Raw genomic sequence first — 21,233 nt, 5'->3', positions numbered from 1 at the left:
GCATTGAGGCAATTCTGAGCGCATCGCCTCGATGATCTCGGCGGCAAGGCGTTGCGGAGCTTTTCAAGTCGCTGACTTCAGCCGCCTCGCGCTGTATGACGCGGCGGTGCGCAGTTGAGCAATGACCGGCGGATCAGGGCGAAAGATTTTTCGCCGATACAGAGCGCACCGCCTGCTTCTGCTGCGCGGCGCGTCATGCCGAAAACTTCCGCGCCGCGCATCATTGGCAGTTTATCTGCAAAAGGTATTATGAACAGCTTCCGTTTCGCTGAACCGCAGCTTCTCTGGCTGCTGCTGCTCCTGCCGGTTCTGGCTTTGCTCCGCAGCAAAGGCGGCCCGGCTCCGTCCCTGCTTTTCTCTTCGGTTTCGGCGGTGCGGGCCATTGCCGGGAGCCGCAAGGTCAGGCCGGGCGGGTTACTGGCCTGGCTGCGGCTGGCGGCAATCGGTCTGCTCATCATCGGCCTGGCCCGCCCGCAGTGGGGCCGCACCAGCACCGAGGTGGAGGCTTCCGGCATTGACATCCTGCTGGCCGTGGACATCTCCGGCTCGATGAAAGCGCTGGATTTCAGCCTCAACGGCAGACAGGCCAACCGCTTGGACGTGGTCAAGTCGGTGGTGGCCAAATTCATCACGGAGCGGCCCAACGACCGCATTGGGCTGGTGGCCTTCGCAGGCAGGCCGTATCTGGTCTGTCCGCTGACCCTTGACCACGACTGGCTGCGGCAGCGGCTGCATTCGCTGCGCATCGGCATGATTGAGGACGGCACCGCCATCGGCTCGGCCATTGCTTCCGGCGTGAACCGTCTGCGCGATCAGCAGGCCAAGTCGCGCATCCTCATCCTGCTCACGGACGGCGTGAACAACGCGGGCAAGATCGCCCCGCTCACAGCGGCGGAAGCGGCTGCGGCGATGCAGATCAAGGTTTATGCTGTTGGCGTGGGCAAGCACGGCGTGGCGCCGCTGCCGGTGGAAGATCAATTTGGCCGAACTCGGATGATTCAGGCCGAAGTGGATATCGACGAGGAGACGCTGACAAAGGTCGCGGCAATGACCAAGGCGAAATATTTCCGAGCCACGGACACTGCCTCGCTGGCCCGCATCTACGAGGAGATCAACGCGATGGAGACCACCGTCAGAAAAGTGCGGCATCTGTCCCAGCACAACGAGCTGTTTCCGTGGGCGGCTCTGGCGGCTTTGCTGCTGCTGGCAGCGGAGCTGCTGCTCTCGTGGAGGCGGCTGCCATGAATCTTGCCTGCATCGGTCTTGGCTCCAATCTCGGCCAGTCACGCCAACTGCTGCTGGAGGCGTGGCAGGTGCTTGGCGCGCAGCCGGGCATCATCCCGCAGGTGCTCTCCGCGCCCTGCCGCACCAAGCCGGTGGGCATGGACAGCCCGCATTGGTTCATCAACGCCGCCGGACTGCTGCGCACCTCGCTCGCGCCGGAGGCCCTGCTTGAGGTGCTGCTGGCTGTTGAAAAACAGTTTGGCCGCGTCCGCCGCTTGGATGTGCCGGGGCATCAGGACCGGACGCTTGATCTGGATCTGCTGCTTTTTGATGAGCAGGTGATGCGGACAGAGCGGCTGATTCTGCCGCATCCAGCCCTGCATGAGCGGCTCTTCGTCTTGGCGCCTCTGGCGGAGATCGCTCCGCAGCTCCGGCATCCGCTGCTGCAAAAGAGCATCGCGGAACTGCTGGCCGGACTGCTGCCGCAGACAGCGGCTGGAGAGCTGGAGCAAATCAGCTGGCAGGAAAAAGACTGAATTCAACCATAGATAGGTGAGCAATGCGACAGGACGTGCAGCTGATACTCTCTGGCCGCTGGTTAGTGAGCATGGACGGCGGAGCGCGGGAGGAAGCAGGGATTTCCGTGGCCGTGGCTGGAGACAGCATCGTTGAAATCGGCCTGAATCTGGCGGCCAAATATCCGCAGGCCGAGCTGCTGGCCTGCCCTTATGGGCTGATCATGCCCGGCTTGGTCAACGTCCACACGCACGCGGCCATGTCCTGTTTCCGGGGCTTGGCCGACGATCTGCCGCTGATGGACTGGCTGACGCGGCACATCTTCCCCCGCGAGGCGCGGCTGACCAAGGAAATCGTCTATTATTCGACGCTGCTCTCGCTCTGCGAGATGATCAAATCCGGAACGACCAGCTTTAACGACATGTACCTCTTTAACAAGGAGACAGCGCGGGCGGCGGCGGCAGCGGGAATGCGGGCGTGGATCGGCGAGGGCTTCTTTGATTTTCCCTCGCCAAACTACGGCGAGCTGGAGAACGGCTTCGTCTACGCCGAGGAACTGTTCAGCGCATACAAAGACAGCGATTTGATCAAGATCACGGTCAATCCCCACGCGGTTTACACCTGCTCCCCTGCCCTGCTCCAGCGTGCGGCGGCTTTGGCCGAGCGGAAAAATGCCCTGCTGCATATCCATCTGGCCGAAACCCGCGACGAGGTGAAAGGCTGCGTTGAACGCTATGGCCGCAGTCCGGCGCGGCATCTGGAACAGCTGGGGCTGCTCAATGAGCGCGTTGTGGCGGCGCACTGCGTCATGCTCGACGAGGAAGAAATTGCCCTGCTGGCCCAGCGCGGCGTAAAAGTAGCGCACTGCCCGGAATCGAACATGAAGCTGGCTTCCGGCATCGCGCCGGTGCAGAAGATGCTTGGCAGCGGCGTGACAGTCGGCATCGGCACGGACGGCAGTGCGTCCAACAATGATGTCGATATGTTCGGCGAGATGAGCACGGCGGCCAAGCTGCACAAAGTGCGCGACCTTGACCCTACGGCGATGAGCGCGGAGACCGTGCTGCGGGCCGCCACGCTGGGCGGTGCGGCAGTTCTCGGCGCGGCGGATAAAATAGGCAGCATCGAGATCGGCAAAAAGGCGGATATGATCATGCTCGACATGCGGCAGCCGCACCTCTGTCCGCTGCACAATCCGGTCTCGCAGCTTGTTTATGCGGCCAAGGGCAGCGATGTCATTCATTCCGTGATCAATGGGCGCGTGGTCATGCGCGCCCGGCGGCTGACCACTCTGGACGAGGCGGCTGTTCTCGATGAAATGGAAAAAATCGGCGCGTCCATGCGGCGGACAGCTCTCTGATCAATTGGAAGGCAGGAAGATTTTTTTTGCAGAAAATGCGGCGAGAGTTACGCTGATGGCGCGGTCGGAAAATTAACCGTATGGCATGAAAGATCGAATCGTTAAATACTTATGAGCAACTGCAACATCGGTGCCGCCATCCCGCGCCAGCAATGGAGCATCCGCTCAAAGGCAGGGGAAACTTCAACCTTGCAGGATTTCGCAGAAACCTATACGATAAGGCCGATTTAACTGGGTTTGCCGTCTGCAACAGAAGCGTTGTGCTGAGAACTATTGATCTCGCGATACATGATGGACAAGAAAGAACGCTTCAAGGAGTTGATCAGGGGTCATAAATGGAGACCATCTGCTTCAACGACAAGTGCCATTATAACTATTTTTGTCTTTTTTAGTGGTATTCCAAGCGTTCCTGATTGGATAAAAAGGATATGTCCTAATGCGTCAAAAATCTCTGATGCATCATCTGATTTTTATACAGTAAAGATGATGCTCCCGGCAAGGATGAGCGGAGCAGAAATTTTCGTTGACAGTCAACCAGCCATACTTGCAGAACAGAAAACTACTGTCGTAACCGTTCGAGTTCAAAAAAAATCAACTGGTCATCAGTTTACTGTCAGAAAAGGCGATGCGGTCTGTGAAAAGCGGCAGTTTGTCAACAAGAGTACTATTATTATATATCCATGTCAGTAAAACAAGGGGGATAGAGCAATGAGGGAAACAAGAAACGGCATGTTCGCACTTTTTGCATGTTTATTTTACAGCATCATCTTTTTGTCTTCTGCTTCAGATGTTCGGGCGGAGAAGGATTTCAGTGTCTATATCTGGGAGTTTGGAACCCGCGAAGGGCAAAAAACTGAAACAACCCGGAATGTAACGCAGGAATTTGAAGGGGCGTTTATTCGCACACAATGCTGCTCTGTCTTGGAGCGGCGGAACTACGACCTGTTGATGTCGCAGAGAGAAAATGAGCAAGCTATAATGAGCATGGAAGGCATTGCTGATGCCAGTGTAAATACTTTGAAAACGCTTGAAGCGGATGCTGTCGTTTTCGGTGAGGTCTATGATGATGTTCAAAGCGGCGAAGTGAAAATCATCGTTGCTGTGCAAAATTTTGCAGGAAAGAGTTTAACATCCCAAAGTGTCAGGTTCTCACGCGGCAAGCTGTCGGATGCGGCAAGTCGTGAGGAAAGCATGAAAGCCTTGGCAGAGAAAGTCTGTTCCGCTCTTGTTGAGAAGAAGATCGTGCAGCGGAAGTTCCTCCCTGTTAATTATTCTTTTTCTTCATATAACGAAGGAGAGATTGTTCCAGAACTTGGTAATGATAATATGATTGTAAAAACTGCTCGCGGGTTAGCTCTCACTGGTGCCTCTTCTTCTCCAGCTATGATTATCGTGTCTGGATTCTCTTATAAAAACAGTGTTGAATTGATTGTTAAAATTGATACAAACGGAGAACCTGCTACTGAAAAAATATCTTTATGGAGCGGTACTAAAGAGTTTATTTCTATTGATTTCGGAGCCTCTGGAACTGAGCTTGGCAGGTACTACACATTAACATTTGGAGACTACACTAAAAGCTCTAAGGATATTGATTACAAAGGGGATGATTTTCCTAACGAATTAAAAATAACAATATCAAACGGAATTGCAAGATTTTATCTTAACGGCTCATTTATTGCTTTGCAAAAGGTCAATATAAATACTGTAGACAAAGCGAGTGTAAGTGGTATCAAAAGAGGTGAGGACTTTATCTATTCTGTCTCTGTAACGCCATTGGATTAGTCCCGCCATGACAAACTGCAACATCGGCGCGGCCCTGCATGAGTCCGCCGCAGCAAGGCCTGACGCGCTCGCCTTGGTCACGGGCCGGAACGGGCAATACGAGCAGTGGACTTTCCGCGAGCTACTGGAGACAAGCTGCCGTTATGCCAATGCTTTGCAAGGGCAAGGCGTGGAGCGCGGCCAGCGGGTGATGCTCATGGTGCGGCCCTCGCTGGACTTCATCGCCCTCAGCTTTGCCCTCTTCCAGCTCGGCGCGGTGGTGATCCTCATCGATCCGGGCATGGGCTACCGGAACCTGCTCCGCTGCATCGGCGCGGTCAGGCCGGAAGCACTGATCGGCATACCGGCGGCGCAGCTCTTCTCGCGCATTTTCTCCGGGCCGTTCAAAACTGTGCGGCGGCGCGTCTGCGTCGGGCCATCCTTCGGCATCGGCGGCAGCACGCTGGCTGCGGCCTGCAAGGGTGTGAGCGCGGTGTTCAGCCCCGCCGTGACTGCTGAGGACGAGCTTGCGGCCATTATTTTCACCACCGGCTCGACCGGGCCGCCAAAGGGCGTGCAGTACACCCACGGCATCTTTTTCAATCAGCTCAGACTGATACGCGATTATTACGGCATTGGGCCTGGCGACATCGACCAGCCCGGCTTCCCGCTCTTTGGCCTCTTTGCTGCGGCCCTCGGTGCTGCGGCGGTGATCCCGGACATGGATCCCACGCGGCCAGCCAAGGTCAACCCGGCTAAGTTCGTCCGCTCCATGCTCGACTGGCAGGTGACGTATTCCTTTGGTTCTCCGGCGATTTGGAACGTGGTCAGCCGCCACTGCATAGCTGCGGGCATCACTCTCCCGGTCAAGAAAGTGCTGATGGCAGGTGCGCCGGTCTCTGGCGAGCTGATCAGTCGCGTGCAGCAGATCATGCCGGAGGGAGGAACGATTTATACCCCGTATGGCGCGACCGAGAGCCTGCCTTCGGTCTCGATCACCGGCGAGGAGATCCTGCGGGAGACATGGCCGAAGACGCGCATCGGTCAAGGTGCCTGCGTGGGCAGGCCGCTGCCGGGCATGAGCGTGCAGATCATCAGGCCGGTCAGCGTGCCGCTGGCTGAATGGAGCGATGCCCAGCCGCTGCCTGTGGGCAAAATCGGCGAGATCGTGGTGAAAGGCCCGGTGGTAACGCGGGCTTATGACGGGAACGAGGCAGAGACGCGGCTGGCGAAGATCAGGGACGGGGACGGCTTCTGGCACCGCATGGGGGATGTCGGCTACGTGGACAAGCAGGGCCGACTCTGGTTCTGCGGTCGCAAGGCCCACCGTGTGCTCACTGCCGACGGGCCGATGCACACCATCTGCTGCGAGGCTGTCTTCAACGAGCACCCGCAGGTGCTGCGCTCGGCCTTAGTGGGTGTGGGCAAGGCTGGCACGCAAAAGCCGGTGCTGATTGTAGAACTGAGGGAGAAAGTGCTGGACGAGCGGCGGCTCTTTGCCGAACTGAGGCGGCTGGCACTGGGCAACTCCCTCACCGCCGCGATTGAGACCTTCTTGGTGCATCCCGGCTTCCCGGTTGACATCCGCCATAACGCGAAGATATTCAGGGAGAAGCTGGCAGTGTGGGCGGAGGGACGGCTGACCTGACAGCGACGGGATTAAATCACCCGCACTGTCCGCCCTTGGCATTCAACCACGTCACCTGAATAAATTTTTTTCCGCTTTCTGGTCTCCGCCGCGCCGTTCACCCGCACGTGGCCTTCGCAGATCAGCTGCTTGGCCTCGCCGCCGCTCTCCGCGATGCCTTCCAATTTCAGCAGGCTGCACAGCTCAATAAAGCCGCCGCTGATCCGCGCTGTTCCGATTTCTCCGCTCATAGTTCTGTCGCCGAACAAAGCTGGGACGACCGTTGGCCGCCCCGCCTTGTTTTCAGTCTTGGCCGCCGCAGTCTTGGCGGTAGGGGTTGATGGTCAGCACCGGGCAGCAGGCGGTCTTCACAACCTTGTCGGCCACGCTGCCGAACATGATCCGCTCCAGCCCCTTGTAGCCGTGGGTGCCCATAACGATCATATTGCTGCGCACTTCTTTGGCATAATTAATAATCTCCTCTGCCACGTCGCCGGTCAGCACGTGGCTGCGCAGGGCCGGAACTCCAGCGGCGGCGGCCTGCTCGCGGCAGCTCTCCGCAAATTCCTCCATCTTCTGCTGGGCCGACTCCAGCAGGTCCTTGGTCAGATTGGGCAGATTGACCGGCGGGACAAAAAAGCCGGAATAATCCTCAAAATTCTGCGCCACAAAAACCAGATGCAGTTCCGCGCCGAATTTTCCTGCCACGTAAGCGGCTGAATCGGCGATCATCTTGGCGTTGTCGGAAAAATCTATCGGCGTGACGACGATCTTGATTTCCTGCATGAAACGCTCTCCTTGTCATGTAAAAAATGAATGGCGGGCCGCCCCGTTCTGCGCGGCGCACAAAGCTGTTGACCCTGACCCGCCGGACGGAATATAGTTGAACATAGTTATGTCCTTTTTCCCTTTTCCGCAAGTCAGTTTTTCCGAAGCCGGGGGCCGGAATGGATTTTGAACCGAAATGGATCGCGTGGGAGACCACCCGCCGCTGCAATCTCAACTGCGTGCATTGCCGTTCCTCCTCAGCCTTGGCAGTGCAGGGGCATCCCGATTTTTCTTTGGAGGAAGCCAAGCGGGTGCTGGACGACATCAAATCCTATGCCAGCCCAGTGGTGGTGCTCTCCGGCGGCGAACCGCTCCTGCGGCCCGATATTTTCGACATCGCCGCCTACGGCACTGGCCTTGGCCTGCGCATGTGCCTTGCCACCAACGGCACGCTGGTCACAGACGAGATCTGCGGCAAAATCAAGGAATCCGGCATCAGGATGGTTTCCCTCAGCTTGGACGGCTCGACAGCTGCGGTTCATGACAATTTCCGCAATCAGGTCGGCGCGTTCGAGGGCACGATGAACGCCATCCGCCTTTTCAACGAGCACGGCATCAAGTTCCTCGTCAACTCCTCCTTCACCCAGCGCAACAAAGAAGAGGCACCCAAGCTCTACGAACTGGTGAAAAAGCTCGGCGCAACGGCTTGGTATCTCTTCATGATTGTGCCGACCGGACGCGGCGAGGAGATCATGGAGGAGCTGATTCCGGCCTCGGAATATGAGGACATCCTCAATTGGCATTACGACATGGAAAAGGATGAGCCGGAGCTGCTTGTCCGCCCGACCTGCGCTCCGCAGTATTACCGCATCGTGCTCCAGCGGGCCAAAGAGGACGGCGACAAATTTAAGCGCAGAAGCCTGCAATTTTCCACCGGCGGCTCGAAGGGCTGCCTTGCCGGTCAGCTCATTTGCCTGATTGACGTGGACGGCAACGTCCTGCCGTGCAGCTATTTTCCCAAGGCCGCAGGCAACATCCGCGAGCAGCGGTTCCAAGAGATTTGGGAGCAGTCAAAACTTTTTCTGGAACTGCGCGACTTCAAGAGCTATAAAGGGAACTGCGGACGCTGCGAGTACGTCAACGTCTGCGGCGGCTGCCGGGCCAGAGCCTATGCGGTCAGCGGCGATTATTTAGCGCAGGAGCCGTTCTGCGCGTATCAGCCGAGATCATAAAGGCAGACTTGCACCGCACCCTTCAGCTCCGCTCAGGGTACTTGCGGCTTTTCAGTGCCCTGAGCGGAGCCGAAGGGCACATTTAGCATCATTTTGCTGCATCTTACAATCTCATGAACGACACCTTCTTACGCGCCTGCCGGGGCGAGCGCACCGAATACACGCCGGTCTGGTTCATGCGCCAAGCGGGCCGCTATCTGCCCGAATATCAGGCTGTGCGCGGCAAAGTCAGCTTTTTGGAGCTGTGCAAACGCCCGGAGCTGTGCACGGAAGTCACGCTCCAGCCGATTGATATTTTTGGCTTTGATGCCGCCATTCTTTTTTCGGACATCCTGATTCCGATGGAGGCAATGGGCCTTCAGCTCGAATTCCACGAGAGCAAGGGGCCGGTTTTCCCTGAGCCGGTGCGGACACAAGCGGCGGTTGACCGGCTGCTGATTCCCGACCCGGATGAGTGCCTGCCCTTTGTGCTGGAAACCATCCGCCTGCTGCGCCGCGCTCTCAAGGTGCCGCTGATCGGCTTTTCCGGCGCACCGTTCACTTTGGCCACGTACTTGATTGAAGGCGGCTCGTCCAAAGTCTTCTTGGAAACCAAGCGGATGGCCTATCAGCAGCCGGAGCTGTATCACGCCCTGCTGGAAAAAATTACCCGCTGCACCAGCCGTTACCTGCAAGCGCAAGCGCGGGCCGGGGCACAGGTTTTGCAGATTTTCGACTCGTGGGCGGGCATTCTCGCGCCCTGCGATTTTGAACGTTTCGCCCTGCCCTATGTGCAGTCCATCATTGCCGATCTGCGCAAGATGACCGACGTGCCGATCATTTATTTTGCCAACAACGGCGCGACCTTGCTTGAATTAAGCAAAACCAGCGGAGCCGACGTGCTTGGTTTGGATTGGCGGATTAAGCTGGATGAAGCGGCGAAAATTGCGCAGCAGCATGTTCTGCAAGGCAATTTGGATCCAATTGCCCTTTTCCTGCCCAAAGAGGAGCTGGAAAAACGGATCGCCACGATTCTTGCCGAAGGCCGGGCAGCCAAAGGCCACATTTTCAATCTCGGCCACGGCATTCTGCCGCAAACGCCGCCGGAGCAGGTGAAAATTGCCGTCGAGGCGGTGCATCGCCTCAGCCGCCGTTAGGCCGTGAATATTCCCAATCTTGCCGCCTGCGCCGCCCTGATGGAGCAGCACGGAATGCTGGCCAACATCCGGGCGCATTCGCTCATGGTGGCGAGGATTGCCGGGCTGCTGGCCGAAGAGCTGCGGACAAAAAGCAGTCATCCGCCTGATCTGCAACTCTGTGTCAGTGGCGCGCTCCTGCACGACATCGCCAAAACGCCCTGCCTGAAAAGCGGCTGCAACCATGCCAAAGCAGGCGCGGAACTCTGCCGCAGCCTCGGCTTCCCGGAAATCGCCGAAATTGTCGCCGGACATGTTGTCCTGCCGGATTTTTCCCCAGAGCGATATGCGGCAGGCATCTTCTCTGCCCAAGAAATTGTTTATTACGCCGACAAGCGCGTCCGGCATGACCAGATTGTCAGCCTTCCCGAACGGCTGGATTACATTCTCGACAAATACAGCGGCGGCGATGCCCGCAAGCAGGAAGGCATCCGGGACAATTTCAGAGAATGCGAGCTGTTGGAAAGGCAGCTTCTTTCCCGGTTAGATTTCGCCCCGGACGGACTGGCCGCCTTGGCCTGAGCTGCGCTCCGCTGCCGCGCCTGCAAGAAAGCCGCTTGCTTCAGCGGCGGAAAACGCATATATTACAAAGAGTCCAGCCGCACGGCGGCGCACTCCTTTTTCTATGAGCAGCAAAGGCCCTTCAATCATAAGAACGGAGCAGCAAGGGTGGAAATTTTCTTTCTTGGAGTCGGGGAGGCTTGCGACACGGCGCACGGCAACAGCTCGTCCCTGATCACCGCCAGCAACGGCACCAGAATCCTGCTGGATTGCGGTTTTTCTGTGCCGCACCAGTATTTCAGGACGGTTGAGCAGCCGCAGGAGCTGGACTGCGTCTGGATTTCCCATTTTCACGGCGACCATTACCTTGGCCTGCCGCTCCTCTTTCTTCGTCTCTGGCAGCTGGGCCGCACCCGCCCCCTCTGCGTGGTCGGGCAGAAAGGCGTGGAAGAGAAGGTCCGGGCCGTGCTGGACATGGCCTATCCCACGTTTGAAAAAAAACTCAGTTTTGAATTTTCATTCCATGTCCTCCACGCTCAAGAGACCATTTCCGCCGCCGGGCTGACTTGGTCCGCCGCCCTGACCCAGCATTCCCAGTACAATCTCGGCCTGCGCCTTGAAGATGGCGGCAGGCGGCTCTATTACAGCGGCGACGGGCGGGCGGGCCGCCACGCGCGCGAGCTGATTCAAGGCTGCGATTTTGTCATTCATGAATCGTTCAGCTTAGTTGATACCTATCCCTACCACGGCTCTGTGACCACCACGCTCCAGCTTGCTGAAGAGCTGGACATGGGCCGGATCGCGCTGGTCCATCTTGACCACACCCTGCGGCGGACCGAGCTGCCTCGCATTGAGGAAATGGTGCGGGCCGTGCCGCACGCCCTGCTGCCGGTGGCCGGCCACCGGCTGACTTTTTAGGAGAAGAGCATGAACTCCACAATTCTGCGGCTGCTGGCCGCTTCGCTCGTCCTTGCGCTGCTGGCCGTTGCCGCGCCGTCCTTGACGCTCGCCAAAGCCAAATCCTTTGACAAAAAAGACTGGGTCTGGCAGCCAGATCCAGCTCCGGCGGCAGGCAAAACGGCTTGGCAGGAGCATGTCCGCATGGCGGACAATTTCTTTGTCTTCTATGATCCCTCCACCGCCATGGACGTGCCGTACCGGGACAGCGGCATGACCCGGCTGGAGATGTCCAAACAGATTCTCCTCACGAGCAACGCCGGCCTGCCGGAGCTGAACTGGCAGACCGGGCTGTATCCGCACTGGCGGAATGTGATGTGGCTGCCCGGCGCGGAGCGCACCTTCCAGCCCTACTACCGGCTGCAAAATTACGACAGGGAGGCATTCAAGGAAGCCTTGGAAAAGCTGCCCGTGACCAGCTCCGGCCCGCCCATGCTCCAGACCGCGCTGATGAAGCTCGAATATCTGCTGCCGCTGCCGGGCCGCACCGAGGTCTTCATCTTCACCAACGGGGCCGCCTTCCGCTTCGAGGGCGTGGACGAGCCGGAGCCGCTGGCGCAGGCGAAAAAGCTGGCGAAGAAGCACGATGTCTGCTTCACCCTGATCAGCAGCGCGACCAACAGCACGGCGGAGAAGCTGCTCAACGACATCGCCGCTGTCAACGACTGCTCGCAGGTGATTGACTTTGACACCGTGGCCGCCCACCCTGACCATCTTTTCGGCAGGCTGCACATGCCTGCCGACAGCCCGTTTCAGAATATTCTATTTGCCTTTGACAAATCGCAGATCAGAAAGGAATATCAGCACACATTGGACCGGCTGGGCCGCCATCTGACCGAACATCCGCAGGAATACGCAGTGCTTTCAGGATTCTGCGACAGCGTTGGCGGCCATAGGTACAACATCCATCTGTCTCGGCGCAGGGCCGAGAGCGCGCGGAAATACCTGTTAGACAACTTCCCGTTGAAAAAAGACCGGGTGCTGCTCTACTGGTACGGCAAGGCTAAACCGGTCGCCTCCAACAAAACAACGGAGGGACGGCGGCTCAACCGCCGGGTCACAGTCCGCCTGCGGCAGAAAAAATAGATTCAGGCCACTTTTTTCCAGCGACCGTCGAGCAGAATTTCGTGGGGCCGGAAATCGGTTTTGTAGTGCATCCCTTTGAGGTCTTTGATCCAGTAGCCGAGATAGAGGCTGGGGATGCCGTGCCGTCGGCAGAAATCAAGCAGATAGAGGATGTTCAGCGTGCCGGGGCTGCGCCATTCCTGCTCCGGGTCAAAAAAGAAATAGACCGCGTTCATCCACTGGTCCGAGCAATCGACCACGGCCACGCCCAGCAGCTTGTTGTTTTCGCTCCGGTAGCGGATTTCAAAGCACTTGGTCATTGAAGTGATGAAAAATCCGCTGTAGTAGCTTTCCGCATCCGCCCTGCCTTTAGGGAAACGCGCTTTGAGGAAGCGTTCCAGCAGATTGAGATTTTCGTCAGACATGGTCACCGGCGCCAGCCCGACACTGATGTCAAAATTTTTCTTCCAGACCCGCCTTTGGCTGCGGTTGGGCTTGAATTCCTCCGGATTGATGCGGATGGGGACGCAGGCCGAGCAGCGCGGGCAGCGCATGGAGTACATGCAGTTGCCGTTGCGGCGGTAGCCGTTTTCAAAAAACAATCCCACGGTCGAATCGGTCAGCGGGCCGAAAACTGCCTGATGATAGACGGCCTTATGCCGCGTCTCATAAGGGCAGCGTGTGGCGATGTTGCTGAAATGCTGTTCCAAAGTTTCACTGATGTTGTCTGGGTGACAGTGCTCGTGTCCGGGCTGACTTCCTGTCAGCGAGCGGGGCAAGGTTGAGTGCATCATGTTTGTCAGCCTCCAAGAGTGCATTGGCACGCGCGCTCGGCGGGCGGCGCTGCGGCCTGAGGAAAAATACAGGGATGACGCGCGTGTCCCACGTGTTTCGCGTCAAGGATGTTCTGGGACTGCTCAAAAGGCGCAGGGTTCACGGCGGCAGTCTCATCTGTGCGCCTGAGAGCTGAGGAATTGCGGCGGGAAGTGGAAAAAACGGCGGCGGAAAGGATGGAAGCGGAGCGGGGAGAAAGGAAATGCGCAGACAGTTCTTTCCCGGCGGCCGCTGAAACAGCGGTTCCTGAAAAAACTGCTGCGCCTCCGGCTTCATTTATTTTTTAGAATACGTGATCTTCTTCGAGCTGTTCTCGCAGATGCCGACGACTTTGCCTGCTGCCGGGGCGTTGCGGTCAGAAACAACCAGCTCATACTCTTTCACGCCTTTGGCGGCCAGCTTGGCCTTGATCTCCGCTTCCAGCTCAGCGCAGGATTTGATGTCCGCCGGTTTGGAAGCTTCAATCATCCGCACCTTCACCACCGGCGCGTCATTTCTCAGAACCGGCGCAGTGGCCGCTTCAGCTGGTTTCGGCGCTTCTGCGGCGGCCTGCTCCGGCGCAGGAGGGAGGGCAGGCGCGCTGACGACGACCGGGGCAGACTGGTCAGTCCGCGTTCTAAGGTAAATAATCCGTTTTGAGCCGCCTTCGCAGGCACCCACCACCTTGCCTGCCACAGCCATGCCTTTGTCAGCGACGATCAGCTCATAGCTCTTCACGCTGCGGGCCGCCAGCTTGGCCTCGATCTCGGCTTGCAGCTCCGCGCAGGGTTTGACTGCCGCCGCTGCCTGGCTCAGACAGAGCAGCGCCGCAGCAAATAACAGCATGAAACGCACCATAATATCAGGTTCTCCTTTCAAGGACGACTGAGAAAAAGCAGGCGACAATTCACCGATGCTTGTAATTTAAAATTATATACAATCCCATGCCAACCGTGAAAGTGAGGTTCGGCAGCAGAGATGTGTCAATCTCACCGTTGATTGAAACAGTATAGGACGCAGCATAGACATCACTGAAAAGAGTGACTATGAAAGCACTAATCAAAATCACTATGCGGAAAGCAATATCTATGTGTTTTTTAAGGCACCAACTAAAATACCAAGCAACAATTGTGCCTACAGACCAAGGTATAATAATTGCAAAGAAAGTCATCTTGACAGGGTTTGCCATTGAAACAAACGACATCATCATAGATGGGATGGAAAGACCTAAAGCCCTGGCTCCAAAATAAATTAAAAAACCAGTCATTGATGAAATAATTAAAATTACTTTTTCAAACATCTCCTGTTCTTTATGAACAGCATAGCTGATATAGAATATCAACCCTATTATGCCCAGAATAATCATAATGTGGGTGATGATATTCAAAAGAAAAATCATTGCGCATTCCTTTGTTCCAAGTGATCAGCGGTGCTTTTCCGAACTGCTCTGACAGTCCCGCCGGAAAGTGGCAGGCATTTCATAGTTCAGCTATATTAATCAGTTAATAACCATGCCGCCGCCTGCCTGTCAAGCAGAAAGCGAAAAAGTCGGAAAAAATGCAGCCGCAGCAGGAAAATCGCGGCGGAAATGGCATTTTGAAAAAATGAATGACGAGCCTGTCCCGTTAATACTGAAAATAAGCCCTTTCGTTCTAAGGAGGGCTTGATATGGCTGGCAGATTTGAGGGACTGACGGATGCTGAGCGGGAGATGTTCAGGAATATTTTGAATTCGCTGCTGTATATTCTGATTGCCAGATGCAGGCAGTGAGACCTTCCGCGAGGCCCGCAATGGGCATTAAAAATCTCAAGTCAACGGCGGCTCAAATCATGACGGGACGATCAACGATATTAAGGAGTGACTGCTCGTTCTTGCTCAGAAAAAGTAGCTGATCTGCTAAAGCTAATGAGCTATTGATGGATTTTTTTCAATTTGAAATAGTATTCCGCTGAAATTCCTTATATAAAGGAAAAGGTATTCTGATTCATCTTTTTTTAAAGCTCGTGAGTTTCATTGTTCGATGGGAAAGATTGCCAAGATTTTTTTGAAACATATCGTCGCGTCATCAAAAAATTTTGCAAATTAAACATTGTCAGCGCGTTCAGAAACAGCACAGCGCAATCATATTGAACTTGCTCTGCGGGCGTTTCTTCGTCTCAAATATTATTGTTTTGTCAAGGGAATCTCTTGGGCTGAGGCAAAAATCGCAAGGCTGTCCGAGCTTACTTGGTAAAGCCAATCTATACCCTTACGCCTGCTAATCTTTATGCAACTGTTTAAATCCTATATTTTTTTTAAAAGTAAGAGCCATTGCCATCAGTAAAAGCATAGTTGCCCTTCCGGGGAAAAAACGGTAAAGTCAGCCGGAACGAAACGCATCCGCTATCAGTGAAAATAATGTCCACGCCAGCACCTCTCGACTTCAGCGGCCTCAACACCTACTCCCTCCACGAGCGTCATTCCAAAGTGACGGTGGCGGATTTCGCCCAGCCTGTGAAGCCGGGCATGACCGTGCGGGAATTGATCGCCAATCTGCCCAAGCAGCTTGCGGGCAATGATTTTCCGGAGCTGGTGGAACGAATTGCCGCAGCGGTGATCGGCAAGCGGCCTGTCCTGGTCGGCATGGGCGCGCATGTGATCAAAGTCGGCTTGGCTCCGATTCTGATTGATTTGATGGAGCGCGGGATCATCTCCGCGCTGGCCCTGAACGGAGCGGGCATCATCCATGATGCGGAAATTGCGATGGTTGGCCGCACCTCTGAAGAGGTTGCCAATGTGCTTGGTGCCGGAGCTTTTGGCGCGGCGCGGGAAACAGGCGAAGTTCTCAATCAGGCGATCAACCAAGGGGCGAAAGAGGGCATCGGTTTGGGCGAGGCCGTAGGCAACGCGCTGCTGCGGCAGAATTTCCCATTCAACGGCCAGAGTTTGCTGGCGCAGGCGCGGCGGCTTGACATTCCCGTGACCGTGCATGTGGCGATGGGCACGGATATCATTCATATTCATCCGGCGGCGGACGGCGCGGCCATCGGCCAGTGCAGCCACCACGATTTCCGCGTTTTCTGCCGCTTGGTCAGCGGGCTGGAAGGCGGGGTGTATCTCAATCTCGGCTCGGCGGTGCTGCTGCCGGAGGTCTTCCTCAAGGCCCTGACTGTTGTCCGCAACCTTGGCCACGTGGTGCAACGTTTTACCACTGCAAATTTTGATTTTATTCGTGCTTACCGGCCCAGCACCAACGTGGTGCATCGGCCCACGCTCGAAGGCGGCAAGGGTTTCAATTTCACCGGCCACCATGAGCTGATGATTCCGCTGCTGGCGGCTACGGTTGTGGATAAGCTGGCTTGTTCTGAGTAATGCAATGGTTTGCCTGAATTTTTCGTCGTTTGCAACGCGCAATTTGCCGCTTGAATCGAGGCAATTCAGATTGGAATCACCCCGATTCCGATTGAAACCGGGACGATTTCGGTTAAAATCGCCATGATTCCAATTGGAATCAAGACGATTCCAGTGTGAACCAGAGCAATTCCAATTGGAATCGGGACAATGTCAACAGGAAATGCCTCGATTCCAATTGGAAACGGGACGTTTCAAATGTGAATCATCCTGTTTTCAGTGTGAATCGGGACGATTCAATCGGGCTTTGCGGCAGGTGAAGCTGGGTTTCAGCCAGACGGCGCGGGCCTTGCGGCGCATGATGCTGACAGCGATGTGCAAGCCGCTGAGTTTGCTGCGATTGGCGGTGAGTGTGGACAGGATAGAGGATTTATAGTTAATTTTCTCGGCTGATTTATCTCTTTGCGTGCACAAGATACCTATAACTCTACTAATAGCTATGAATACTGAAGAACTGGAAAAAATGAAAGAAGTAGAATTTTACGCTTCTACGGTTAACGCTTGGTATTTAACAAAACTTGAAAAGGACAGGACTCTTATAACATTATCTGCTGGAGCAATCGGATTACTTGTCACGTTGACAGCCACAGCTGGAACGGCAAATCTTTTCGTATTGATGTCTTCTATGATGGCAATCATATGTTTTATAATATGTGCTATCTCTGTTGTAATAATATTCAACAGAAATGCAGATTACCTTGAAAAGGTGAAAAATAGCACAGACACAGAAGATACTGTGCTGTCGTATCTTGATAAAGCAGCGTATTGCAGCTTTATCGTTGGGATAATTCTATCTTTTGTCGTCGGCATGTCCGCTGGCATTGACAAATATTCACAACTAAACAGAAGGATGGATATGGCTAAATCAAAAGAATTGCCTGGTAATAGTTTCAATGGAGCTAGTAGGTTGAAACCAGAACCTAACAAATCGAAAGATTCTGGTTCTCAGGGTGAAACCAGTGGAAAGAAAAATTCTGGCGGAAGCACAGGTAACACTTCTTCTGATAATAATCAAGAGAAGAAAAATTAGTTTGGCGGCAGGGCACTGTTTTCACATCAATCAACATGGTGCGTTCTGCGCACCATGTTTTGCTAAACCAACAGCCTATGGCCTTCACCGATTTCAACTCGCCCGATGAAGTGCAGAAAGCATACAGCATCACGTATGCCGAAGAGGAATTTCTGCACGCCGCGCCCAGAATGCCATCAGACGCATTTCTTCAGGACTTTGAGTTCAGCCGGACCAACTTTGATATTTTCAGTTCGGAAGCCTCCCGCTGCGAAGCAGTGATTTTTCCTTTGCTGCGGGAAGCCTGCAAAGCCTTTGTCGCGGATTACGCGCTCTGGAGCCACAAAGCTATTGCCGTGGCCACGGATGCGCGGCTTTCCGGCATCCCGGATTACATCATCGCCAGCCGCTCTGAACTCGGCAAGAATGTCCTCGGCTTTCCTCTTGTTCTCATTGCGGAAGCCAAGCAGAATAACTTCACCAAAGGCTGGGGCCAATGCCTTGCCGAGCTGGTGGCCGCGCAAAATCTGAACAACCACCCGGAACAGCCGGTGTTTGGCATTGTCACCGATGCGGAAGTCTGGCAGTTCGGCAGATTGACAAAGAACAGCTTCACTAAAAATCTGCGCCGCGCCATGATTGACGATGTTGCCGAAGTCTTTGGCGCAGTGTATCGTCTTATGGAATTGGCGACATGACCGATCCCCAGCACATCGCCGCGCTTGAGCAGATCATCCGCGCCCGCCGCTCAGTCCGCAGCTTTTCCGGCCAAGTTTCGGATGAAACTTTGCGCAAGATCGTGGAATCTGCTTTATATGCGCCGTATGCTGCCGGAACCGGCATTCCGTTCAAGGACATCAGGCGGATTTTCGTTTTCCGGCAGGGCACGGCAGCCATGACGCAGGCGCAGGAAATCATTCTGGAGCATCTCCGCAGCAGCGCGTTTAAACTGCGGCTGGCGGCGGTCTTCAGCAAGAAGATGCGCACCTTGGCCGGGCGGGTGAAGGCTTCGGCGGAGAAAGGCATTCCAAGTTTGCGCGAAGGTTCGCTGATTGTGGCCGCAGAAAAGAAAGGCTTTCCTCCTGTTGCAGAGCAGTCCTTGGCACACGTGATGCAAAACATGTGGCTAACCGCCGCTGCGCATGAGGTTGGCTTGCAGCTCCTCTCGCTGACTGGCGGTTTGGCAAAAAATAAACGCTTCATGCAGCTGCTCGGCCTGCCCGCAAAGGAATGGGCTTTGTCCGGTTGCGTTGTCGGCATTCCAAAACAGATTCCGCCAGCGCGGGAAGAACGCAAGGCAGATGATTTCATCTCGTGGCTGGACTAAGGCAGATTTTCATGGCAATCCTTTCAAATACACTATTCGGCAATGGAACAACTGATCCGCATCGGCACCCGCGCCAGCCTGCTGGCCGTCACACAGTCCACTTGGGTTAAGAATCAGATTGAACGGCAGCATCCCGGCACCACGGTGGAGTTAGTCAAGATCATCACCAAGGGCGACAAGATTCTTGATGTGCCGCTGGCGAAGGTTGGCGGCAAAGGGCTGTTTGTCAAAGAAATTGAAGACGCGCTCTTGGACGGGCGGGTTGATCTGGCCGTGCATTCAATGAAGGACGTGCCTGCCGAGCTGCCTGCGGGCCTGCATGTCGCCATTGTGCCGGAGCGGGAAATCCCCTTTGATGCTTTCATTTCGGTGAAACACAAGAGCTTGGCCGAGCTGCCACAGGGCGCGGTGATCGGCACGTCCAGCTTGCGGCGTAAGTCGCAGCTTGCCGCGCTGCGGCCTGATTTGGAGATCAAAGACCTGCGCGGCAATCTCGACACCCGCCTGAAAAAGCTGGATGAGGGCGTGTATGACGCGATCATCCTTGCGGGCGCGGGATTGAACCGGCTAGGAATGCAAAACAGAATCACCGCGCTGTTCTCGCCAGAGCAGATGCTTCCGGCTATCGGTCAAGGCGCGTTGGGCATTGAGCTGCGCGAGGCGGACAGCGAATTGCTGGCCGGACTTCAATTTCTCCATCATGCGGACACGGCGGCGGCTGTGGCGGCGGAGCGGGCGTTTCTTCTTCGTTTGGAAGGCGGCTGCCAAGTGCCGATTGGCGGCTTTGCGACTGTTGCAGGCGGCACGGTGCAATTGACCGGGCTTATTGCCGCGCTGGATGGCAAAACGGTCTTTAAAGAACAGCTTGCCGGGCCGGTTGCAGAGGCGGTGGAAATTGGCAAAACGTTGGCGGAGAAGTTGCTGGCGGCTGGCGGAAAGGCGGTGCTGGATGAGGTGTATGCAGGGTGAGGATTTTACGAGGCGATTGACATGCCAACAGTGCTGAGGCAGGGGCCGTATCGTTTTTTCTTCGTCGCGCTTGACCGCGCTGAACCGCCGCATATTCATGTGCAGCGGGATGCGCTGGTTGCGAAGTTCTGGCTTGATCCGATGATGCTGCACAATGCGGGCGGTTTCAGCCGGAAGGAATTGGGTGCTGTTGCAGAATTGGTTGAAAAGCACAAAACGTTGTTCTTGGAGAAATGGCATGAGTTCTTTGGCAATTGAAATGCAGGATGTCCGGGCTAAGAATGTTTTTGTCAGTGAAGATTCTTTACAGATAGACCTTGCAGATGGCCGCACTATTATTGCTCCGCTTATGTGGTATCCTCGTTTATGGCATGGAACTCCTGCCGAACGCAATATGTGTCAAATTATTGGCGACGGCGCATATATTCACTGGCCGGAATTGGATGAAGATTTGACAGTTCTGGGAGTTCTTGCAGGATATCGTTCTGCTGAATGTCCTGAATCATTGAAAAAATGGCTTACTGAACGTGCGGATCCTGTCGAGACGCATTGATTACGGTGGAATGAACATTCATGCTCCGTCTGTCAACGCAAGGGACTTGGAGAAAATTTTAGCTGATGTGCAGGTTGCCGTTGCTCAAGTCATCATTGCCACAGTTCTCCGGCATTACCCAACGGCGCAGGCGGTGTATCTGTTTGGTTCGCTGGCGGCTGGCGAGGCTTGGCCGGACAGCGACGCGGATATTGCCGTGCTTTTGCCGCCTGCGGAAGCGAAGCAAGCCACCTCGCTGCTTTTCTCTCCCTGCGCATTTGAATTGGCCGAGCGGCTGAAGCGCGAGGTTGACCTGCTCAATCTGCGCCAGCTTTCCACGGTGTTTCAGGTGCAGGTGATCGCCGCCAACTGCCTGCTTCATGCGGCTGATCAAGCGGCGGCTGAGGAATTTGAAATGCTGGCATTGTCGTTTTATCAAAAGCTGAACGAGGAACGGGCGGAGATTTTGAAAGATTTCCGACGCACCAAACGGGCTTGGCCGGTTTGAAAAGATGAACGACATCATCAGCAACAAAGTGCAGTCCATTCAGCGGTGCGTTTTCCGAGCAAGGGAAGAATACAGCTTCAATCCCGCCGGATTCGCCTTTGATTTCAGCCGACAGGATGCAGCCTTGCTCAATGTTCTCCGGGCCTGCGAGCAGGCGATTGACCTTGCCAATCATCTCATCCGACGGGAAAAGCTGGGCATTCCAAATTCCAGTCGCGAGAGCTTTCTGTTGCTGCGCGACCGGGGCATCATCTCGGCGGAGCTGGCGGACTCGTTGATCAGGATGGCGCATTTTCGCAATCTGCTCGTGCATCAGTATGAAAAGATGGATATTGATGTGGTCTGCAACGTGATCAAAAAAAAGATGGATGATCTTGTCCGTTTTGGCGATGTAGTGATGGATGCGGTGTCCGACACAAATTAAATTCAGCAGGCAGGTGTGGTTCACAATCCGCTGCGTCTGCTCATACCATTTTGTAAAAACCTTTCTGCAACTGAA

25 protein-coding genes and 1 pseudogene are annotated in these 21,233 nt (G+C 55.3%); 21 read left to right on the top strand and 5 right to left on the bottom strand.

Features of this window, described 5'->3' with window-relative positions:
* The first annotated feature begins 249 nt into the window (after positions 1–249).
* The 6 genes from ACNKH3_RS10580 to ACNKH3_RS10555 all read left to right on the top strand — a co-directional run bounded on the left by ACNKH3_RS10580 (position 250) and on the right by ACNKH3_RS10555 (position 6,509).
* Entirely contained in the window at positions 250–1,245 is a 996-nt protein-coding gene (locus ACNKH3_RS10580) for a vWA domain-containing protein (RefSeq protein ID WP_420209223.1), read from the top strand.
* Positions 1,242–1,760: a 2-amino-4-hydroxy-6-hydroxymethyldihydropteridine diphosphokinase gene (gene folK / locus ACNKH3_RS10575; protein ID WP_420209222.1), complete on the top strand. Its 519-nt coding sequence runs from the start codon at positions 1,242–1,244 to the stop codon at positions 1,758–1,760. The genes ACNKH3_RS10580 and folK overlap by 4 nt, the downstream gene beginning before the upstream one ends.
* A gap of 35 nt (positions 1,761–1,795) precedes the next feature.
* Positions 1,796–3,100: an amidohydrolase gene (locus ACNKH3_RS10570; RefSeq protein ID WP_420209221.1), complete on the top strand. Its 1,305-nt coding sequence runs from the start codon at positions 1,796–1,798 to the stop codon at positions 3,098–3,100.
* 291 nt (positions 3,101–3,391) lie between these two features.
* Positions 3,392–3,790, top strand: coding sequence for a hypothetical protein (locus ACNKH3_RS10565; protein ID WP_420209220.1), 399 nt, complete (start codon positions 3,392–3,394; stop codon positions 3,788–3,790).
* A gap of 18 nt (positions 3,791–3,808) precedes the next feature.
* Positions 3,809–4,882, top strand: a complete 1,074-nt coding sequence (locus ACNKH3_RS10560; RefSeq protein WP_420209219.1) for a hypothetical protein — start codon at positions 3,809–3,811, stop codon at positions 4,880–4,882.
* Between the two features lie 7 nt (positions 4,883–4,889).
* Positions 4,890–6,509, top strand: coding sequence for a fatty acid CoA ligase family protein (locus ACNKH3_RS10555; protein WP_420209218.1), 1,620 nt, complete (start codon positions 4,890–4,892; stop codon positions 6,507–6,509).
* A gap of 11 nt (positions 6,510–6,520) precedes the next feature.
* Here the strand turns inward: ACNKH3_RS10555 and ACNKH3_RS10550 are convergent, their stop codons facing one another.
* Together ACNKH3_RS10550 and ACNKH3_RS10545 are read right to left on the bottom strand one after the other, a co-directional pair.
* Positions 6,521–6,739, bottom strand: coding sequence for an RNA-binding S4 domain-containing protein (locus ACNKH3_RS10550; RefSeq protein ID WP_420209217.1), 219 nt, complete (start codon positions 6,737–6,739; stop codon positions 6,521–6,523).
* 52 nt (positions 6,740–6,791) lie between these two features.
* Positions 6,792–7,274: a universal stress protein gene (locus ACNKH3_RS10545; protein ID WP_420209216.1), complete on the bottom strand. Its 483-nt coding sequence runs from the start codon at positions 7,272–7,274 to the stop codon at positions 6,792–6,794.
* A gap of 161 nt (positions 7,275–7,435) precedes the next feature.
* Between ACNKH3_RS10545 and ACNKH3_RS10540 the strand changes: the two genes are divergently transcribed.
* The 5 genes from ACNKH3_RS10540 (at position 7,436) to ACNKH3_RS10520 (ending at position 12,207) form a co-directional block, all read left to right on the top strand.
* Complete coding sequence (locus ACNKH3_RS10540; protein ID WP_420209215.1) at positions 7,436–8,488, top strand: radical SAM protein; 1,053 nt, start codon at positions 7,436–7,438, stop codon at positions 8,486–8,488.
* Between the two features lie 113 nt (positions 8,489–8,601).
* Positions 8,602–9,624 (top strand): uroporphyrinogen decarboxylase, encoded by a 1,023-nt coding sequence (gene hemE / locus ACNKH3_RS10535; RefSeq protein WP_420209214.1) that lies wholly within the window; start codon positions 8,602–8,604, stop codon positions 9,622–9,624.
* Between the two features lie 3 nt (positions 9,625–9,627).
* Positions 9,628–10,185, top strand: coding sequence for an HD domain-containing protein (locus ACNKH3_RS10530; RefSeq protein ID WP_420209213.1), 558 nt, complete (start codon positions 9,628–9,630; stop codon positions 10,183–10,185).
* A 147-nt stretch (positions 10,186–10,332) separates the two neighbouring features.
* Complete coding sequence (locus ACNKH3_RS10525; RefSeq protein WP_420209212.1) at positions 10,333–11,082, top strand: MBL fold metallo-hydrolase; 750 nt, start codon at positions 10,333–10,335, stop codon at positions 11,080–11,082.
* 9 nt (positions 11,083–11,091) lie between these two features.
* Positions 11,092–12,207, top strand: a complete 1,116-nt coding sequence (locus ACNKH3_RS10520; RefSeq protein WP_420209211.1) for an OmpA family protein — start codon at positions 11,092–11,094, stop codon at positions 12,205–12,207.
* A 2-nt stretch (positions 12,208–12,209) separates the two neighbouring features.
* Here the strand turns inward: ACNKH3_RS10520 and ACNKH3_RS10515 are convergent, their stop codons facing one another.
* From ACNKH3_RS10515 to ACNKH3_RS10505, 3 genes are all read right to left on the bottom strand, one after another.
* A complete protein-coding gene (locus ACNKH3_RS10515; protein ID WP_420209210.1) occupies positions 12,210–12,980 on the bottom strand; it encodes an arginyltransferase in 771 nt (256 codons plus the stop codon).
* A 316-nt stretch (positions 12,981–13,296) separates the two neighbouring features.
* A complete protein-coding gene (locus ACNKH3_RS10510) occupies positions 13,297–13,857 on the bottom strand; it encodes a DUF1161 domain-containing protein (RefSeq protein ID WP_420209209.1) in 561 nt (186 codons plus the stop codon).
* Between the two features lie 49 nt (positions 13,858–13,906).
* Entirely contained in the window at positions 13,907–14,398 is a 492-nt protein-coding gene (locus ACNKH3_RS10505) for a hypothetical protein (protein ID WP_420209208.1), read from the bottom strand.
* A 699-nt stretch (positions 14,399–15,097) separates the two neighbouring features.
* Between ACNKH3_RS10505 and ACNKH3_RS10500 the strand changes: the two are divergent.
* From ACNKH3_RS10500 to hepT, 10 genes and pseudogenes are all read left to right on the top strand, one after another.
* A pseudogene (locus ACNKH3_RS10500) lies at positions 15,098–15,232 on the top strand (IS701 family transposase); the annotation flags it as partial.
* A gap of 164 nt (positions 15,233–15,396) precedes the next feature.
* Positions 15,397–16,350 (top strand): hypothetical protein, encoded by a 954-nt coding sequence (locus ACNKH3_RS10495; protein ID WP_420209207.1) that lies wholly within the window; start codon positions 15,397–15,399, stop codon positions 16,348–16,350.
* Positions 16,351–16,828: 478 nt separating this feature from the next.
* Positions 16,829–17,419: a hypothetical protein gene (locus ACNKH3_RS10490; RefSeq protein ID WP_420209206.1), complete on the top strand. Its 591-nt coding sequence runs from the start codon at positions 16,829–16,831 to the stop codon at positions 17,417–17,419.
* Between the two features lie 77 nt (positions 17,420–17,496).
* Positions 17,497–18,096 (top strand): hypothetical protein, encoded by a 600-nt coding sequence (locus ACNKH3_RS10485; RefSeq protein ID WP_420209205.1) that lies wholly within the window; start codon positions 17,497–17,499, stop codon positions 18,094–18,096.
* On the top strand, positions 18,093–18,725 hold the full coding sequence (locus tag ACNKH3_RS10480; RefSeq protein ID WP_420209204.1) for a nitroreductase family protein: 633 nt from the start codon (positions 18,093–18,095) through the stop codon (positions 18,723–18,725). Before ACNKH3_RS10485 ends, ACNKH3_RS10480 begins: the two co-directional genes overlap by 4 nt.
* A gap of 42 nt (positions 18,726–18,767) precedes the next feature.
* On the top strand, positions 18,768–19,694 hold the full coding sequence (gene hemC / locus ACNKH3_RS10475) for a hydroxymethylbilane synthase (protein ID WP_420209203.1): 927 nt from the start codon (positions 18,768–18,770) through the stop codon (positions 19,692–19,694).
* 21 nt (positions 19,695–19,715) lie between these two features.
* On the top strand, positions 19,716–19,952 hold the full coding sequence (locus ACNKH3_RS10470; RefSeq protein WP_420209202.1) for a DUF4160 domain-containing protein: 237 nt from the start codon (positions 19,716–19,718) through the stop codon (positions 19,950–19,952).
* Positions 19,933–20,247 carry a DUF2442 domain-containing protein gene (locus tag ACNKH3_RS10465; protein ID WP_420209201.1) on the top strand — a complete coding sequence of 105 codons (315 nt, stop codon included), beginning with the start codon at positions 19,933–19,935 and terminating at the stop codon, positions 20,245–20,247. Before ACNKH3_RS10470 ends, ACNKH3_RS10465 begins: the two co-directional genes overlap by 20 nt.
* A gap of 10 nt (positions 20,248–20,257) precedes the next feature.
* Entirely contained in the window at positions 20,258–20,734 is a 477-nt protein-coding gene (gene mntA / locus ACNKH3_RS10460) for a type VII toxin-antitoxin system MntA family adenylyltransferase antitoxin (protein WP_420209200.1), read from the top strand.
* Positions 20,735–20,738: 4 nt separating this feature from the next.
* The gene (gene hepT / locus ACNKH3_RS10455) at positions 20,739–21,158 is read left to right on the top strand and encodes a type VII toxin-antitoxin system HepT family RNase toxin (protein WP_420209199.1); all 420 of its coding nucleotides are present in this window, start codon (positions 20,739–20,741) and stop codon (positions 21,156–21,158) included.
* Positions 21,159–21,233: the final 75 nt, after the last annotated feature.

This window comes from Candidatus Electronema sp. JC, assembly GCF_048287365.2.
Lineage (GTDB): Bacteria > Desulfobacterota > Desulfobulbia > Desulfobulbales > Desulfobulbaceae > Electronema.
Note: the sequence above shows the minus strand (reverse complement) of the source record. Positions and strands in the feature narration are given on the sequence as shown.

Bases quoted from the DNA above. Each gene is read 5' to 3' on its own strand.
- mntA (WP_420209200.1), top strand. From the start codon at position 20,258: ATGAACATTCATGCTCCGTCTGTCAACGCAAGGGACTTGGAGAAAATT.
- hemC (WP_420209203.1), top strand. From the start codon at position 18,768: ATGGAACAACTGATCCGCATCGGCACCCGCGCCAGCCTGCTGGCCGTC.
- ACNKH3_RS10545 (WP_420209216.1), bottom strand. From the start codon at position 7,274: ATGCAGGAAATCAAGATCGTCGTCACGCCGATAGATTTTTCCGACAAC.
- hepT (WP_420209199.1), top strand. From the start codon at position 20,739: ATGAACGACATCATCAGCAACAAAGTGCAGTCCATTCAGCGGTGCGTT.
- ACNKH3_RS10565 (WP_420209220.1), top strand. From the start codon at position 3,392: ATGGACAAGAAAGAACGCTTCAAGGAGTTGATCAGGGGTCATAAATGG.
- ACNKH3_RS10480 (WP_420209204.1), top strand. From the start codon at position 18,093: ATGACCGATCCCCAGCACATCGCCGCGCTTGAGCAGATCATCCGCGCC.
- ACNKH3_RS10515 (WP_420209210.1), bottom strand. From the start codon at position 12,980: ATGATGCACTCAACCTTGCCCCGCTCGCTGACAGGAAGTCAGCCCGGA.
- folK (WP_420209222.1), top strand. From the start codon at position 1,242: ATGAATCTTGCCTGCATCGGTCTTGGCTCCAATCTCGGCCAGTCACGC.
- ACNKH3_RS10560 (WP_420209219.1), top strand. From the start codon at position 3,809: ATGAGGGAAACAAGAAACGGCATGTTCGCACTTTTTGCATGTTTATTT.
- ACNKH3_RS10510 (WP_420209209.1), bottom strand. From the start codon at position 13,857: ATGGTGCGTTTCATGCTGTTATTTGCTGCGGCGCTGCTCTGTCTGAGC.
- ACNKH3_RS10555 (WP_420209218.1), top strand. From the start codon at position 4,890: ATGACAAACTGCAACATCGGCGCGGCCCTGCATGAGTCCGCCGCAGCA.
- ACNKH3_RS10490 (WP_420209206.1), top strand. From the start codon at position 16,829: ATGAATACTGAAGAACTGGAAAAAATGAAAGAAGTAGAATTTTACGCT.
- ACNKH3_RS10540 (WP_420209215.1), top strand. From the start codon at position 7,436: ATGGATTTTGAACCGAAATGGATCGCGTGGGAGACCACCCGCCGCTGC.
- ACNKH3_RS10465 (WP_420209201.1), top strand. From the start codon at position 19,933: ATGAGTTCTTTGGCAATTGAAATGCAGGATGTCCGGGCTAAGAATGTT.
- ACNKH3_RS10485 (WP_420209205.1), top strand. From the start codon at position 17,497: ATGGCCTTCACCGATTTCAACTCGCCCGATGAAGTGCAGAAAGCATAC.
- ACNKH3_RS10580 (WP_420209223.1), top strand. From the start codon at position 250: ATGAACAGCTTCCGTTTCGCTGAACCGCAGCTTCTCTGGCTGCTGCTG.
- hemE (WP_420209214.1), top strand. From the start codon at position 8,602: ATGAACGACACCTTCTTACGCGCCTGCCGGGGCGAGCGCACCGAATAC.
- ACNKH3_RS10470 (WP_420209202.1), top strand. From the start codon at position 19,716: ATGCCAACAGTGCTGAGGCAGGGGCCGTATCGTTTTTTCTTCGTCGCG.
- ACNKH3_RS10520 (WP_420209211.1), top strand. From the start codon at position 11,092: ATGAACTCCACAATTCTGCGGCTGCTGGCCGCTTCGCTCGTCCTTGCG.
- ACNKH3_RS10505 (WP_420209208.1), bottom strand. From the start codon at position 14,398: ATGATTTTTCTTTTGAATATCATCACCCACATTATGATTATTCTGGGC.
- ACNKH3_RS10495 (WP_420209207.1), top strand. From the start codon at position 15,397: ATGTCCACGCCAGCACCTCTCGACTTCAGCGGCCTCAACACCTACTCC.
- ACNKH3_RS10550 (WP_420209217.1), bottom strand. From the start codon at position 6,739: ATGAGCGGAGAAATCGGAACAGCGCGGATCAGCGGCGGCTTTATTGAG.